Raw genomic sequence first — 16,041 nt, 5'->3', positions numbered from 1 at the left:
CCCTCGGCCGCCGCCCGCTTCTGCTGCGGTGCGGCAACCCGCAACGCGGTTTTATATCACAATGAAATATAATCATGATGATGCGTTCTTTCGCTTCCTTGGGATTTGGCCGTAATGTGCGGCCTCCTCTAATCTGACACTGCCTTCCATCTTCCTATTCGAACCTTGTCCCGCTACGCTTTCATCCGCTGGCTCGCCAGCTTAGCCCCCCACCCCATGGCTGTCCGATGGCCAGAACGCCTGAGATCCTGTCTCGGCGCATTGCTTGGGATTGCGTTTACCGGCGGGACCATGCACGTCCTTCTCGGACCGGCGGCAAATATTCCATTGCTCGTCGCGCCAATGGGCGCTTCGGCCGTGCTGCTGTTCGCGGTGCCAGCCAGTCCGCTCGCTCAACCGTGGTCCATTATCGGCGGCAATATCGTCTCCGCTACGGTCGGCGTGGCCTGTGCAAGCTGGATCGGCGATCCGGTGGGCGCGGCCGCTTTGGCCGTCGCGCTCGCGATCTGCGCGATGTTTGCGCTGCGCTGTGTTCACCCGCCGTCAGGCGCGGTTGCGCTGACCGCGGTTCTTGGCGGTCCGGCGGTGCACGCGCTGGGCTATCGCTTTGTGGCCGAGCCGATTGCGATCCAGTCGGTGACGCTGCTGTGCGCCGCCATCGTCTATCACGCCGCAACTGGGCATCGATACCCCCACGTCGCCCAGGCGAGTTCGGTCAAAGGCGCGGGAGCGTCGAGCGAAGGTTTCACGCGGGCGGACCTCGAAGCGGTGCTGAGCCGCCGCGGCGAATTGCTCGATATCGATACGGACGATCTGGAATCCCTGCTGCGTGATGTTCAGCTACAGGCCTACGCGCGCACGTTCAATGAACTGACCTGCGCGGACATCATGTCGCGCTCGCTCGTCGCCGTGTCGGCGAGCACGCGTGCTTCCGCCGCATGGAGTCTGTTGAAACGGCGTCATATCAAGGCACTTCCGGTCACTGACGAGAAGCAGCACGTGATCGGCATCGTGACCCGCGCCGACCTCGTCGGCAAACGGGCGTTCGGCAAAGCGCCCGGCCTGACTTCTCCCATGCAACGCTGGTTCAGGCGCAGTGTCACTCCGGCGGCGCTCGTCGGCGCACTGATGAACGTGGACGTTCAGACAGTCGAAGGAACGACGCCCATCGTCGAACTGGTGCCGGTGTTCGCGAACTACGGGCACCACCATATTCCGGTCCTGGACTCGCAACAGCGGCTAGCCGGCATGATCACGCAGGCCGATCTCATCGCGGGACTGTATCGCCAGGCTTACGCCAGGCAGCGGACCGCAGCATAGCCACTGTCGCCGACACCGGGATCGAGCACGCGCATACATATCACGTCATGATATAATTCGCGCTTTATCTCTTCCTCCACGGCACTTCGATGAAAACACTCACGCGCGGTTTGACCAAGGCGAACTTCGAGCAACTGTCCGAGTTTCGCTATCAGATGCGGCGCTTCGAGCGTTTTTCCGAGCAGGCTGCTCAGGGCGAAGGCATCACGCCGTTGCAGTACCTGCTGCTTCTGCACATCAAAGGTTATCCGGAGCGCGACTGGGCCACCGTCGGCGAACTTGCGGAACGGCTGCAGGCGCAGCATCACGGCGTGGTTGCGCTCGTGTCCCGCTGCGAGGCCCTCGATCTGGTGCGCAGAAAAGTCAGCGAGACGGATCGCCGCCAGGTCGAGGTTCATTTGCTGAAAGCCGGCGAGCAAGTGCTCGCCCGTCTCGCCGAGATGCATCGTGCCGAATTGAAGTCGCTGAAAGGCGCGTTTAGCGTCCCCCAGATCGATATTTGAGTCACCATGAGTCTCGACCACCATAAACGCGATTTTTCCGTCAACGCGAGGCTTCCCGGCATTTCCGCGCTCGCCGCGGGAATCGGCGCGCTCAGCACGCTCGCGGCGTTCGTGCTGCTGAGCCTGATTCATCTGTTCACCAATCTGTTTTTCTTCCAGCAGTTCTCGTTTGCGGACCGCTCACCGGCCGTCAATACATTGGGTGTGTGGGTGGTGGTCATCCCTGTGATCGGCGGCCTGATCGTCGGTCTCATGGCGCGCTACGGCTCGGAGAAAATTCGCGGTCACGGCATTCCCGAAGCGATTGAAGCCATCCTGTTCGGCAAGAGCCGCATGTCGCCGAAGGTGGCGATTCTCAAACCGCTCTCGTCAGGCATCGTGATCGGCAGCGGCGGCCCGTTCGGCGCGGAAGGACCGATCATCATGACAGGCGGCGCACTGGGGTCGCTAATCGCGCAGTGTGTGAAGGTCACGTCCGCGGAGCGCAAGACGCTGCTGGTGGCCGGCGCGGCGGCGGGCATGACGGCGGTCTTCGGCACGCCAGTGGCTGCGGTGCTGCTGGCGGTCGAACTGCTGCTGTTCGAATGGCGCCCGCGCAGTTTTCTGCCGGTCGCGCTCGCATGTGCCGTCGCGGGTTTTGCGCGTGCGGCGTTGTTCGGCACCGGTCCGCTCTTTCCGCTTGAAACGGCGCCGCCCGGCGCGCTATCGCTGCTGTCCTGCGTCATCGCCGGCTTGCTGTCCGGTGCGCTCGCCTCGGGCTTGTCCGCCGCACTTTATAAAGTCGAGGACCTGTTCGGCAAGTTGCCAATCCACTGGATGTGGTGGCCCGCGCTCGGCGGACTTGTCGTCGGCATTGGCGGCTTTTTCGAACCGCGTGCGCTGGGCGTCGGTTACGACGTGATCGGCGATCTGCTGCATCAGCACATTGCCATCCAGATCGCGCTGGCGATCCTCATCGTGAAGGCGGTCATCTGGGTCGTCGCGCTGGGCTCGGGTACCTCGGGCGGCGTCCTTGCTCCGCTGCTCATGCTGGGCGCGGGACTCGGCGTCCTGCTCGGCCACGTGCTGCCGGGCGGCGAACCCGCGCTGTGGCCGCTCGTGTGCATGGCGGCCACGCTCGGCGCCACGTTAGGCGCGCCGTTGACCGCCATCGTGTTCGCATTCGGCCTCACGCACGACAGTAACGCGCTGTTGCCGCTGCTCGCCGCGACACTGATCGCGCATGGGTTCGCAACGGTCGTCATGAAGCGCTCCATCATGACCGAGAAAATTGCCCGGCGCGGTTATCACATTTACCGCGAATACGGCGTCGATCCACTCGAGCGCCACCATGTCGACGAGGTGATGTCGCGCGCGGTCAAGACGATCGATGGCAGCATGTCCGTGGCAGAAGCGCTAGCAACGTACTTCGGTGCGACGCAGACACATCGCGCCTATCCGGTCGTGCATCAGGGCGCGCTGGTGGGCGTCGTCGATCGCGCGATGCTGGAGACGATCCGCGGTGGCGACGCGCACAGTACGCTCGACTCGCAACTCGCCGATGTATTGCGCCACCGTTCGGCCACGTTCGCGCTGCCCGGTGAAACGTGCCGTCTCGTCGCAACACGGCTTGCGGTGCACGGTCTCGAACGTTTGCCCGTGGTTGCGGATTCCACCACGTTGCAATTAATCGGGATTGTGTCGCGCAGCGATCTGATCAAACCGTCTCTCGCGCATTTCGACGAAGAGCACAAGAGAGAGCGCTTCCGGCGTTTGCGGGTGCACACCGGCAAGCGGCACTTCCCGCCGGTTCCGTAAGCCGCGCGATCGGCAAGCGATTCTTCCGTGCCGCTTCCCAGAGGCACATCCGGAGGCGACACGGATGCCACCCTCACCAGCATCCGATAGCAGTACTGCCATTTCCTCATGTCCGACTCCTTGCCATGCACGCAGAAGCGCCCGCGCATTCAACACCGGCACGGCCGCATCGCCTGGGGATACCCCTACGTTTTCCGCCACTTCTCGTCGATCTGTCTTGATTCGACTGCAGGATGGCGGTTTCGCGCGCTATGCAGTGTATTGCGTTGACAATACAGGGTGTTACGCTCACCAAAGCAGCCTTCGCGGTAATGAGCCGCCGTCCAGCGGCAAAATTAGCAGGCATAGAACAGACCGCGAAGCGCCATTGCCTACGAAAGGCGAAACATCGCTGCGGGAGAGACTGCGATGCAAATCAAAACATATACCCTACTGACGCTATTGGCGTTTAGCAGTGCTGCTTTCGCATGGCAGCCGCTCACTTATCCAATCCGAAGTCAAAGCCCTTATCAGCGCAGCGTCGATTCCGCGATGTGCTATGCGACGGCGAACAAACAGACCAAGGTCAACATCGTCCGCGAGCCGCAGATTCCACCGCGCAAGCCGGCTGCCACCAAGACTTCGTCGACCGGCGCGCCGTCGCGGCCGCCGTTGCCGCCCAGCACCTTCTCGTCCGCGCCAATCGGCGAGAGCATGCCGGCCGCCGCCGCGCCGGGCGCGAGTGCGCCCGTAGCGACCACGGCGGCGACAGCGAAGGGAGCTTCGGCCGCCACGGCGGCGAGCGCGACATCGGCGGACACCACGACTACGGCCGCCACGGCGGGATCGGCGACGACCGCGGGCAACAGCGCCTCGGAAACGGCAGCCGCGAGCGCGGCGCAGACGGCTGCGGCGTCCAGCGTGAAGCTGCCGCCTCTGCCGGCGCCCGAGCCGCCTATGACACAGTACTGGGCCGCGTATGGCGCGTGCATGCAAGCGCGGGGTTACGTAGTCGCACAGTAACCCCGCTTGCAAGCCTCGTTACGGTGCCTTGTTTTTTCTGATTGTGGCGCCGGCATTCGACGCCCCTTTGCGACACGGCGATGCTTAGCGACTTTACTTCCGATCAGCACGATCTCTTCCGATGCGGGCACTGCGGTGTCCCGCTAGCCGGTCGCTTCACGCCCTGTCCTTCGTGCCATCGGCGTCCGGCCGATTCGTTCGGCGCGCGTCCGGCGCCGCCTGCCTCGCTGAAAGTCCCACTGAACGGTCAATTGGACGACTCGCAGCCGCTCGTCGACAGCCGTCTGCCGACACGCAAAATCTGGAATCCGTCCTCGCGCGCACTGGTCAATCCCTACGAGTTCGTCGAGAAGCCGGAGGTCGCCGTATCCGCCTATCAGCGGCTGCGCCAGCCCCTCGTGCTGGGTGCGTCGGTGCTGGTGGTGACCTCTGCGGTGTACCTGGGTTTCATCCGTAGCAACGACTCGAATGTCGGCACGCCAATCGCGGTGTCCGGCAAGGTGCGGACACAAAATGTCGCGTCGCTCGTCGTCATTCCGCAGAAGCCGGCGGCCACCGTCGCGCAGCGGCCCACGCCTGCCGCGCAGCAGAAGCCCGCGATTGTCGCCGTTCAGAAGCCTGCCGCCGTCACCGTCCAGAAACCCGCCGCTGCCGTCACCCAGAAGCCGGCCACCGTCGTCGCACAGAAGCCGGCCACGGTCGTCGCACAGACGCCCGCTACCGCGGCTACCGCGCCGCCTGCCGCCGCGCAGAAACCTGCCGTGGCAGTCGTCGCACCGCGCACCACGACTGCCACGACCGTCGCCGCCGTGCGGTCCGCTCCCGTGCGTTCGCCGCCGATTGCGCCGCCGATTGCGCCACCGGCCGCTTCGCCGCCGCTCTCGCGCCGGGTCGCATCCGTGGAACCCGAGGCGAAGCGCAATCCGGGCGGACAGTCAGGCAACCCACCGGAACAACCGCGCGCCGATGTGTCGCGGCATCTCAAAGCCGCACGGGCCAATCTGCAACGGAACAACCTGTCGGCGACCCGGGCGCGCCTTGCGGCGGTCATCGCCGCGCAACCGGACAATCGCGACGCGCTGAACCTGCGCTCCATGCTGAGCACGCGCGAACAGCAGCGCGACGCGCTATTGAGCCTCGCAAGAGGCTGCGGATATATCGCGCGATGGACATGCGTCTCGCACAATGCCGGCACGGCGCTGCAGATCGATTCGAGCAGCAAGGAAGCACAGCGTCTCGTGACACTCGCGCAGCGCGAAACGGAACTCCAGCTTCCGCCGCCCGCGGAGCCCGCACCCGAGCCGGCGCCCGAGACGCGTGACGTGAGCACCCATCATTGATGTCAGCGTCCGCGCGCGGCGGGCAATGAATGCGTGACAACAGGAACAGGCGCGCCATGCGCCGCGCTAGCGGGCCGACACGGCCAGACCCACCTGATGCGCGATCGCGCGATAGCGGTCGGCGGTATCCCTGAGCGTCAGGCCGGCCAGCGAGCGTTGCGCCCGCGCCTGCCCTAGGGCAACGATCACCGCCTCGGCATAGCACTGCACGTTGGCGGTATCGACCAGTTGGACGCCCGGAAATCCGCTCGCGAAAGCGAAAGCCGGAATCTTGCTCGCGACGATCGGCACACCGGATGCGAGCGCCTCGAGAAACGCCACGCTGTGCGCCTCGGATTGCGACGGCATGACGAACACGTTGGACTCCGACAGCACGGTGGCGACATCGGTGCGCGGGCCCGCCACCGCGACACGCTCCGCGATGCCCAACGTCTGCGCCAGCGCGATGACCGCGCGCCAGTAGTCGGTGTCTTCGATCACGCCGTACAACACGAGCCGCGCGTCTTTCTCGCGCTTGAGTACTTCGCTGAATGCACGCACCGTCAGCAGTTGATTCTTCACTGCGGCGTACCGGCCGATCTGCACCACCTGCGGCGCGCGGCCGTCGCGTTCCACGCCGTCGGTGAATGCGAAGCGTGCGAGATCCACGCCGTTCGGCACCACGGTCATCGAAGGATGCGGCCCGATGGCCTGCACGTAATCCGTCACGCCCTGCTCGGACACACCGATCACCATTCGCGCACGTCCCGACAGAACATGTTCGATGCGCCTGAACAGCGGGCGCTCGAAGTCGTTGGTCGCCGAATGCATGACGTAGACCACCGGCACACGCAGCGGCAACGCGCGCGCGTAAAACGACGGAATGGTCGCGTGCGCAAAGATCACATCCGGATGAAAACGCCGCACCGCTCCGAACAAATGGCACAGCTTGATGAACGAACGATGGCGCAGTTCTGGAAAGAAGCACTGCACGCCGTGGCTTTCCAACTCGTTCCGCAGAGGCGCGAAATCGGCATGCGCCGGCAACAGCGAAGCCACGCACACCGCCATGCCCTCGGCGCACTGATCGAGCGCAAGGTCTCTGGCCAGAACTTCTGCTCCGGACAGACGCGGCGCAAGAACCAGGTGAAAGACGCGCATCACGACGTCCTTGCCGTCAACGTCCTGAACAGCATCCACGCGGCGGCGCAGCCAAGGCCGAGCGTCATGGACCACGCAATGCCTGTCACGCCCCAATAGTGCACCGCGGGGGGCGCGCTCAACAGCAGCACCACCACCTGGATCGCCGACGCATGCACGGTCGCCTTCGCGTCGCCCACTGCGCGTAGATAGGCTACGAGCACGGCGATCAACGCGCCGATCGCCATGTTGATCACGAGGATCCTGAAGAGCGGCACCGCCGGCAGCCATGCGGCGCCGAGTATCAGCGAGAAGAGCGGCTCGGCGATCAGCCTCAGCAACGAGACGAAAGCCGCGAGCCCGAGCGCGATCACCAGCAAATAGATTTTGATGATGCGCGAGGCCGACTGCGGACTGTGGCGATGATGCGCCGCGAAGGTCGGAAAGAGGTATTGCGACATGGCGATCGCGGCGTCGGCGAGCAGCATCTGCGCGAGCCGCGACGACATCTGATAGCTGCCCAGTTGCGCCGGCCCGAGCAGTTTGCCGACCACGACCTTGTCGAACTGATTGAGCAGCAGATTGATCACGCTGCTGGCCCAGATCCAGCGGCTGAACCCGACATAGTGGCCGATCCCCGACCACACGGCGCGGATCGGCGGACGCGGTTTCATGGTCGCCCAGGTTAAGGAGCTTTTCAGGCTTTCGCCGGCTACGAGGCCGATCAGTACCGACGACGCGCCAGCGCCGAAATACGCAAGTGCCAGTCCGACCGCGCAATCGACGAATGACGCCGCCACCTCCACGCCCGCGATGTGCTGGAAGCGCCGCTCGCGCTGCACCACGTAATAAGCCGGCGACGCCAGACCGCGCAGCAACGGCAGCAGCGCCGCGAGCTGGATCAGGATCAGCGAGCCGTTCAGGTGGAACTGGCTGCTCAGCAGTGGGGCGAGCGCGACCAGCAGCAGCGAGATGAGCACGCCTCGCGCCGTCAATGTGGTCCACACCGCGCCGAGTTGCGAGCGCGACGGTGGATGTTCGCCTTGAATGACCGCTTGCGCGAGGCCGGTATCGGACAGCGCTTCGGCAATCGCCACCGCGAGCAGAGCCACGCTCACGCTACCGATTGCCGCCGGTCCGAGCATCCGGCCAATCGCAAGAAATTTGATCGCTACAAGTCCACGCACGGCGAACTGCTGGAGCAGGACCCACGTCGCCGCACTCGCGCCGAAGCTGCCCGCCACCGAGAACGCCGGAAGCCTGATCGCCCGCAAGCTATCTCTCCGTCGAATCGGAGCGCCGTTGAATCCGCCGCGCGCAGAGCGATTTCGTGGATCGCCCTGCGAACGCCGCCAGCGCATGATTTGTTAGGTTGCGCCAGCAAGCTGGCGAGTTTTTTCGTCGAATTTCATACACGACCATACCGCGAGAGAATCGCCCACAACCGCCATCAGCTAGGCCGGTTCGGCCTAAGGCGACGGCCCCTAGTACGCTGAACCACAAAGCCGGACAAATTAGTAGTTACACGGATTCCGACGATGCTAACGTTGTTCAGCCAGCGCCATGCGAGAAGCGGCGCTCGGGTACTTATTTCAGCAACGCAAATGGTTACCGACGCAATGGAACAAGACTACGTCCTGATCGTGGAACCGAATCTCACCGGCCACCGCTGGCGATACGCCGAGTGGATCATGCAGGCCTGTGCGGACGCCGGCTATCCGTGCATGCTCGTGACCGAGTGCGCCAACGAAGACCACCGGCTCGCAAGACAGATCACCGCCGCCAACCGCCCGGATCAGCAGATCGCTTTCGTCGATCCGGAGGAGCGGCCCCGCAACCGCCTGCCCGACCCCAACGAATACTGGCGCTTCCACCGCTATTTCAAGCGCGTGCATACGATCATCACCCGCATGCAGTCGATCCGGCTCGTGGTCGTCCCCTACGTCGATTACTTTTTCTATTCGCTGCCTTTTCTCGGCTCGCCTTTCGGCAAGACGCCATGGATCGGCATCACCATGCGCTCCACATTCCATCATCACAAGGTCGGCATCAAGGCGCCCGATCGTCCGGTCGTCAATGCGATCAAGGCGCTGCTCTTCAAGCGCGCGATCCGCACCACCGGCCTGCGCACGCTGCTGACGATCGATCCGACCTTGCCGGAGTGGTCGGCGCGCAGCCCGTCGAAGCACGGCGCGGCGATCGCCTACGTGGCCGACCCGTTTCCCGATGAGCACGCGGAAAACCCTGTGCTGGCTCGCGAGCGTCTGGGGCTCGATCCCGGGCAGCGCTATCTGCTGGTGTACGGCGCGATCACGGAACGCAAGGGCATCTACGAACTGGTGCATGCGCTGACGCGCCTCGAGCATGCGCCCACGCTGATCGTCGCCGGCGAGCAGGATGCGGGTACGCGTCATTTCATGCGCAATCACGTGCGCAGCCTTAATCCCGCGCCGCTGGTACTCGACGCCTTCATTTCCAACGATATGGAGCGCGATCTGTTCTCCGCGTGCGACGCGGTTTGGCTCGGCTATAAGGGGCACTACGGCATGAGTGGCGTGCTGGTCCAGGCCTACCGTTTCGGCAAGCCGGTGATCGCAACTGAAGACGGTTTGATCGGCTGGTTCAGCCGGCGTTGCGAACTGGGGCCGATTCTGAGCGACCTGAGTTCCGCGTCGATCGGCCGTGCGATCACCGAGACCATGACGTCCTGGCCGCACACCGCTCAGGCCATGCCGTCCGCGCGCGAAGACCTGCTGTCACGACATACGCTCGGGCAATTCAAGCAGACCTTGCTGCAACAGATGGCTTGATTGCGCAACGGGTTCTTCAAAAAAACGAGGCGTCCATCAGTGCGATGGACGCCTCGTCACATGTGACGTCGGTTTACGGCCGCATACGCGAGTAAGCGGCCGCATGCTCTTGGATGCTCACGATAACTGCCCACCGGCGGCAGCGGCGGGCACTTCCTCGCGCACCGAGCTGCTGCGCTTTTCGGGGAACAGCGCATTGCGCATCAGCAGGAACGGGTACTCGATGGCGCGTGTGGTCACATAGCCGATTGCGATCGCGATCGCAAACTGCGTCGCGATCGCGACGACCCAGATGAGACTCGGCGTGAGACCCAGCGCGGTCGCTTTCCGGATCAGCATGTCGCCGGGCGCGAGCGCGAGCGAATGCCACAAGTAAATACCGTACGAATAGAGGCCGATCCAGGCTACGCCACGATAAATCCACGACGTACGCAACGATCCCGAGTATTCGAGCACCAGCACGATCAGCGCGGCGAATCCGAGCGCCTGGATCGTGTAGCCGATACTTTCGTCCAGCGCGAGGTTTTTGGTGGCGAATGCGAGCCACGCGCAGAGCAGGACGACGCTAAAAATCAGCAGCCACTTGCGCTTCGCGAGTTGACGATAGACGCCGGGTTTCATCCAGTAGATTGCGGAAAGAATCACGCCCACCAGCAGGCTGTCGATGCGGTATTGCGTGTAAGCAAAGGCGCCGTCGAGATTGCCGCCCGCCACCGCGAAGCAGCGCGCCGTGAGCACCACCGCGCAAATGCCGGTGAGCACGCTGACGATCGTCCACGCGCCGAGACGCCAGCGCGAGAACATCAGCAGAAGCGCCGGCAGCACCAGATAAAAGTGTTCTTCGACGGCGAGGCTCCACGTCTGCGTAATCGACGTGCCGAGGTAGTTCTGCAAGTGCGTCAGGTTCTGGACGAGGAAGGTATTCCACGGGTGGCGTCCGGCCAGCACATGGAAGGCGATCAGCACGTAATACGCGGGCCAGATGCGGAAAATCCGCCGGATGATAAAGCGCCGGGCATCGACATGGCCGGTTTCGGCGTACTGTCGAAGCAGCAGGCCGCCCACCAGAAAGCCGCTCAACGTGAAGAACAGGTTGACGCCTTCGCGGCCGAAACTCTTCAGTGGGTACTCAATAATCTGGATGAGGTAATTGCCGGTATGAACCGCATGAAAGTGAAAGCCCATCACCATGATGATGGCGATGCCGCGGACGAAGTCGAGCTCAATCGCCCGTCCGGCTTTTGCGGGTCCCGCCCCGCCGAATAACTTCATGCTGTTCCCCTCGGTCGTCTCTCTCGCAAGGCACGCGGCCCTTTTTGCATATTCGGTGTCGGCAAGCGTGCGTGCGCGCCAACTTCAAGGCATTCACCGACAACCTGCGCAAGTGTGCGCGCGTCTTGCAGAGCTTACGCTTTCCGCTAACGCCTAAACCCAGGCATTGTTCGACGAATGCGGCCCAGCCAACTAACAGGCGTAGCGATTCCTTCAAAATAACCCGATGCGAGACCGTCCGCTATAGACCGCGGCGAATCTACGGCGACGGGGAGGAATCGTTAATGCGCCATCAGTATGCAACGCCCTGGATATGGTTTTTTCTGCTGCCGCTTGCTTTCGACTATAAGGCGACGGACGCGAATACGGGTCACTTTGCGCAGTTCATCTTCGTGCTGCCGGCGATCGCCGCGGGTATTGCCCTCCTTCTCATCGCGCCGCGTTTTCATGAACGCTCGCGGCTGCGCTCGATCGTCACGTGGAGCGTGATCCTGTGCGTGTTCGGCAGCATCGTCGCGCAGCTGGTTCAGGATAACGACACCGGCAACTATCTGCGCGTGCTGCTGCCGTTCATTCTGTTCATGCTGGGCTATCTCGTGGCGTGCCGCCCGTGGAGCGAGTTTCGCATCGCCCAGTTCGAAAAAGCCCTGTTTGTCGCGAACGTCATCAGCCTGCTGTTCACCCTGGTCTACGGCATGGCGACGGGCGGTGGTCTCGACGACGTGCGCTTCCGTATCCTCTCCGTGACGTTGCTGGGTCTGCAAGGCGTATTGCTGCACGAATTCATCGTGGCAAAGCGTTATTCGCTTTTCACCGTATCGATTTTCGCCCTGAGCGTGATCATCGAATTGCTGAGCGTGACCCGCAGCGTGATGGTCGGCACGGTGCTGCTATTCCTGATCGCGATGGGGCTGAGCGCGCCGTCGATCCGGCATATCTGGCGCGCGATGAGCCGCACTGTGATCATTGGCGCGGTGCTCGCCGGCGTGGCCGGCGCCGCGGCCCTGGCTTTCCCGACCGTCGCCGAGCACTGGGCGCAGCGCATCTTCTTCTCCGAAGAAACCCGCTCCGGCAAGGATCCGACCACGATCACGCGTCTCGCGGAAATGCGCGACCAGTACGATCAGGTGACCGCGGACCCGACGACCTTGCTGTTCGGCGAAGGCTACGGCCACTACTACCGCTACTCGCCGGTCTATCTGCCTGACCTTGCCGGCCAGATCAGCGAGAAAGACTTTTACGCGATCAACGAATGGGCTGCGGGCCACAACTTCTGGGTCTATCAGTTGTTCGCGGGCGGACTCCTGTTCGGCATTGGCATGCCGTTGGCGACGCTCGCCGCGCTGGCGGTGTGCTTCTTCTCATATCGCTACTGGCGCTCGGTCGTGCCCGACGCGCCGATGCTGCCGGTGCTCGGGCGCGCCATCATGCTGTTTGCCGCGTTGCCGGCCACGTCGATCGGCGGCAATCCACTCGGGCCGCGTTTTTCCGGGCTGATTTTCGGCGTCGCGCTTGGCCTGATGATCGCCACGCACGCGCGTTTGCAGCGTGCGCTGCCGGCCCGCGCGCGGCGCTTCCGTAGCCCGCCGTCTGTGCGTCCGGAAGCGATGCCGGAGTTGCCCGGCCGGATCCAGCCGGGCATGGGCCGCGCCGACCTCCCGTCGACGCTCGGCGTATCGCGCACCGCGAGTTCCGCATCCGAAACCGGCCAGTTCGGCGCCCTCGTCCCACATTCGCCGCCCAGGCATCGCTCCAACCGACCGAATATCGCCCGATGAAGATCCTCCACCTGCTAGCAAGCGTCGACCCACGCGCCGGCGGTCCCGTTGAAGGCGTTCGCCGCAGCGGCCTGGCTATGCGCGAAGCCGGCCACGAGATCGAGGTGGCGACTTGCGACGCCCCCCGCGACGCCTTTCTTGCGTCCTTCCCCTTTCCGGTCCATGTCTTCGGCCCGACCAAAGGCCGCTACAGCTTCAGCGAACGCCTCGCGCCGTGGCTCGCCGCCAACGCGAAGCGCTATGACGCGGTGATCGTGCACGGCCTGTGGCAATACCACGGCTTCGCGGCATGGAAGGCGCTGCACAGGAGCGAAGTGCCGTACTACGTGTATGTGCACGGCATGCTGGACCCGTGGTTCAAGGAGGCTTACCCGCTCAAGCATCTGAAGAAATGGCTGTATTGGCCGTGGGCGGAGTATCGCGTACTGCGCGACGCGCGCGCTGTCATCTTCACGACGGAGGAAGAACGCACGCGCGCACGCAAGTCGTTCTGGCTGTACCGCGCGCATGAACGGATCGTGCCGTTCGGCACGACGGTGCCGCAACTCGAAGCGGCGCCGCTGCGCGAAGCGTTCCTGCAAGCCATACCGAGCCTGCGCGGCAAACGCATCGTGCTGTTTCTCGGCCGCGTCCACGCGAAGAAAGGCTGCGATCTGCTGATCGACGCTTTCGCACGCATTGCCCGCCGCGATCCGGCGCTGCACCTCGTGATCGCCGGCCCGGATGAAACCGGCTGGGCCTCGACGCTGCGCACCCAGGCGCAGGCGGCCGGCATCGCGCATCGCGTGAGTCTGCCGGGCATGCTTCAGGGCGAACTCAAATGGGGCGCTTTTCATGCGAGCGACGTGTTCGTACTGCCGTCGCATCAGGAGAATTTCGGCGTGGCGGTGGCCGAGGCGCTGGGCTGCGGATTGCCGGCGCTGATCTCCGATAAAGTCAACGTGTGGCGCGAAATCGAAGCGGACGGCGCGGGGATGGTAGCCGCGGATACTGTCGACGGTACGGAAAAGAATCTCGTGCGCTGGCTCGAACTGGACGACGCGGCTCGCGCGGCGATGCGCGCGCAGGCGGCCGAGACCTTCAACGCGCGATTCCGTGTCGAGACTATGGTGAGCGCACTGACCGCTCTGCTCGAAGCCAGGGGCGGCCACGACGACGCGCGCAGCAACGACAGCACGCTCACCACGCTACGCGAAACGACCCAGCCAACCCACTGACGCGCACCGCCTGTCACCAGGCGGAAGACTCTCGAACCGGCCACCCAAAAGCGAAAATGGCGCGCCTTGTGCGCGCCATTTTCGCCTGTCCTGATCACAGGTTCACTGCTCTTTCATCAAGGGCGTCAACGTCGAGGCCGCGATCGGCAATGTATCGACCTGAGACGGCGTGTGAAGTGACATGGTGGGGCTGTTCGCCGCATCAACTCGCGTACTGCCGACGGCGTCCGGCACATCGAGTTGCCGCATCAGATGGCCGGCGAGACGCAACGACAGCGCGGCAATCGTGATGGTCGGGAAATTGGCGCCGACGGTCGGAAACACCGAGCTGCCGCCAATGTACAGATTGCTGATGCCGTGCACCTTACAGTCGCGATCGACCACACCCTCGCGAGGCGAATCGTGCATGCGCGTGGTGCCCATGTGGTGCCACGTGCCTTCGAGCTTCGCCGGCCACGTCCGGCCTTCGAGCGGTTCATCGAGCGTGACGTCCGCGACGTTCGCCATCTGCAATTCCTTCGCGAGCAACTGGAAGGTCTTGTCGAAAGTGCGCTGCACCTGGTCGCCGAGGCGCCACTCCACCCGCACGCGCGGCATGCCGAAGTGGTCGCGCTTGTCGGCCGACAAGGTCACGCGGCTATCCGGATTGGGCACCGCCTCGACGATAGCCTGCAGCGTGACGTCGGTGATCAACGCGGGCCATTGCAACAGCCGCGTCAAACCAAAGCCGACGGTATGCAGCGGGTGCGCGATCATGGTCTCGATGTCGCGTTTCACGCTGCGGCCCGGCTGGTCCTTGCCCATCAGCGCTTCCTTGAAACGGATCAATGCCTCGGAACCCGCGCTGCCCTCGCCGTACCATTTCGAGTAGAGCCACACACGTGAATTGAGCAGCTTTTCGCGTTCCATCCATTCCTGCTTCGGCGCGAACTGGGACGATATCTTCGTGCCGTGCGCCGAGACAGCCACGTTCTGGTAGTGGTACTTGATGTCGTACAGCTTGTTGCGCGCGATGCCAGGACGGAAGCGCACCTTGCCCGACATCATGCGCGGATGATCCATGAAATAGCGGCCGACCAGATCGTTGGCATTGCCGAGCCCGGCGGCCTGCACGTTGTTCGACGCCAGCAGCAGGCGCGCGTTTTCAATGCCGCCCGTGGCCAGCACGAAAATTTTCGCGGTCACCGTTATCGCGCGGCCGCTGATGGTACCCACCTTCAGTTTCGAAATCGTCGTGCCCTGCGCGTCGGCGTCGATACTGAGCACGTTCGCATGAAGGAACACGCGCACCCGCGTCGAATGCGACAGTTCTTCGCGATACACCTTGCCAAAGCGAACCGGCGGGCTGAACTGCGCAACGGTATCGCGCATGTCGCCGGTGGCGAGCGGCAGACGGCGCACGTCCTGACGCCCGATCTCGCGCTCCCAGTAAGCGGGGTCGAAATTCTGCGGGCCGAGCTTCAGCAGTTCATGCGTGCGTGCATAGTAAGGCGCCAGTTCATCGAGGCCGAACGGCCAGCCGCTGTGCGGAATCCAGTCACGCTTTTCGAAGTCCCAGGGATCGAGCGGGCGGCACCAGCCGCCCCAGCAGTTGCTGCTGCCGCCGAAATAGCGGCTGCGCGAGCCGTCCGCGAACGTATAGGGAAGCCCGACGTTCTCGCCGCGATAGAGGTCGCGAGTCGCGTCGTCAGGTCCAAAACCACCGCTTTCGAGCATGCAGGCGTCGATACCCGCCCTCGACATTTCCAGCGCGAGCGTGATGCCCGCGACGCCTCCGCCGATGATGCAGATCGTCGTCTCGACGACGGTGTTCTGTTCAACAGTACGTGTATCGATGAACATCCGCTACTCCCATCTGCTTCACGCATTTCCTGGGCGCGGTG

General features: G+C 63.7%; 12 protein-coding genes. 8 read left to right on the top strand and 4 right to left on the bottom strand.

Annotated features, from left to right (window positions below):
• The first annotated feature begins 165 nt into the window (after positions 1-165).
• The 5 genes from B0G80_RS19680 (at position 166) to B0G80_RS19660 (ending at position 5,962) form a co-directional block, all read left to right on the top strand.
• On the top strand, positions 166-1,320 hold the full coding sequence (locus B0G80_RS19680; RefSeq protein ID WP_181919990.1) for an HPP family protein: 1,155 nt from the start codon (positions 166-168) through the stop codon (positions 1,318-1,320).
• A gap of 89 nt (positions 1,321-1,409) precedes the next feature.
• A complete protein-coding gene (locus B0G80_RS19675) occupies positions 1,410-1,823 on the top strand; it encodes a MarR family winged helix-turn-helix transcriptional regulator (RefSeq protein ID WP_106284409.1) in 414 nt (137 codons plus the stop codon).
• Between the two features lie 6 nt (positions 1,824-1,829).
• Positions 1,830-3,620 (top strand): chloride channel protein, encoded by a 1,791-nt coding sequence (locus B0G80_RS19670; RefSeq protein ID WP_116119078.1) that lies wholly within the window; start codon positions 1,830-1,832, stop codon positions 3,618-3,620.
• Between the two features lie 408 nt (positions 3,621-4,028).
• Positions 4,029-4,622 carry a hypothetical protein gene (locus B0G80_RS46935; RefSeq protein ID WP_116119077.1) on the top strand — a complete coding sequence of 198 codons (594 nt, stop codon included), beginning with the start codon at positions 4,029-4,031 and terminating at the stop codon, positions 4,620-4,622.
• A gap of 251 nt (positions 4,623-4,873) precedes the next feature.
• A complete protein-coding gene (locus tag B0G80_RS19660; RefSeq protein ID WP_258878914.1) occupies positions 4,874-5,962 on the top strand; it encodes a hypothetical protein in 1,089 nt (362 codons plus the stop codon).
• 66 nt (positions 5,963-6,028) lie between these two features.
• Here the strand turns inward: B0G80_RS19660 and B0G80_RS19655 are convergent, their stop codons facing one another.
• Together B0G80_RS19655 and B0G80_RS19650 are read right to left on the bottom strand one after the other, a co-directional pair.
• Complete coding sequence (locus B0G80_RS19655) at positions 6,029-7,102, bottom strand: glycosyltransferase (protein WP_116119075.1); 1,074 nt, start codon at positions 7,100-7,102, stop codon at positions 6,029-6,031.
• Positions 7,102-8,355: an oligosaccharide flippase family protein gene (locus B0G80_RS19650; protein ID WP_116119074.1), complete on the bottom strand. Its 1,254-nt coding sequence runs from the start codon at positions 8,353-8,355 to the stop codon at positions 7,102-7,104. The genes B0G80_RS19655 and B0G80_RS19650 overlap by 1 nt, the downstream gene beginning before the upstream one ends.
• A 330-nt stretch (positions 8,356-8,685) precedes the next feature.
• Between B0G80_RS19650 and B0G80_RS19645 the strand changes: the two genes are divergently transcribed.
• On the top strand, positions 8,686-9,891 hold the full coding sequence (locus B0G80_RS19645) for a glycosyltransferase (protein ID WP_116119073.1): 1,206 nt from the start codon (positions 8,686-8,688) through the stop codon (positions 9,889-9,891).
• Positions 9,892-10,008: 117 nt separating this feature from the next.
• Here the strand turns inward: B0G80_RS19645 and B0G80_RS19640 are convergent, their stop codons facing one another.
• Positions 10,009-11,163 (bottom strand): acyltransferase, encoded by a 1,155-nt coding sequence (locus B0G80_RS19640; RefSeq protein WP_116119072.1) that lies wholly within the window; start codon positions 11,161-11,163, stop codon positions 10,009-10,011.
• Positions 11,164-11,447: 284 nt separating this feature from the next.
• Here B0G80_RS19640 and B0G80_RS19635 point away from each other — a divergent pair, with 284 nt between their 5' ends.
• Both B0G80_RS19635 and B0G80_RS19630 read left to right on the top strand, forming a co-directional pair.
• Positions 11,448-12,941: a hypothetical protein gene (locus tag B0G80_RS19635; RefSeq protein ID WP_116119071.1), complete on the top strand. Its 1,494-nt coding sequence runs from the start codon at positions 11,448-11,450 to the stop codon at positions 12,939-12,941.
• Positions 12,938-14,158 carry a glycosyltransferase gene (locus tag B0G80_RS19630; protein ID WP_116119070.1) on the top strand — a complete coding sequence of 407 codons (1,221 nt, stop codon included), beginning with the start codon at positions 12,938-12,940 and terminating at the stop codon, positions 14,156-14,158. Before B0G80_RS19635 ends, B0G80_RS19630 begins: the two co-directional genes overlap by 4 nt.
• 102 nt (positions 14,159-14,260) lie before the next feature.
• On the opposite strand, the gene B0G80_RS19625 is transcribed toward B0G80_RS19630, so the two are convergent.
• Positions 14,261-16,000: an FAD-dependent oxidoreductase gene (locus B0G80_RS19625; RefSeq protein WP_116119069.1), complete on the bottom strand. Its 1,740-nt coding sequence runs from the start codon at positions 15,998-16,000 to the stop codon at positions 14,261-14,263.
• Between the last annotated feature and the right edge of the window lie 41 nt (positions 16,001-16,041).

It is taken from the genome of Paraburkholderia sp. BL6669N2, from assembly GCF_003387275.1.
Classification (GTDB): Bacteria; Pseudomonadota; Gammaproteobacteria; order Burkholderiales; family Burkholderiaceae; genus Paraburkholderia.
Note: the sequence above shows the minus strand (reverse complement) of the source record. Positions and strands in the feature narration are given on the sequence as shown.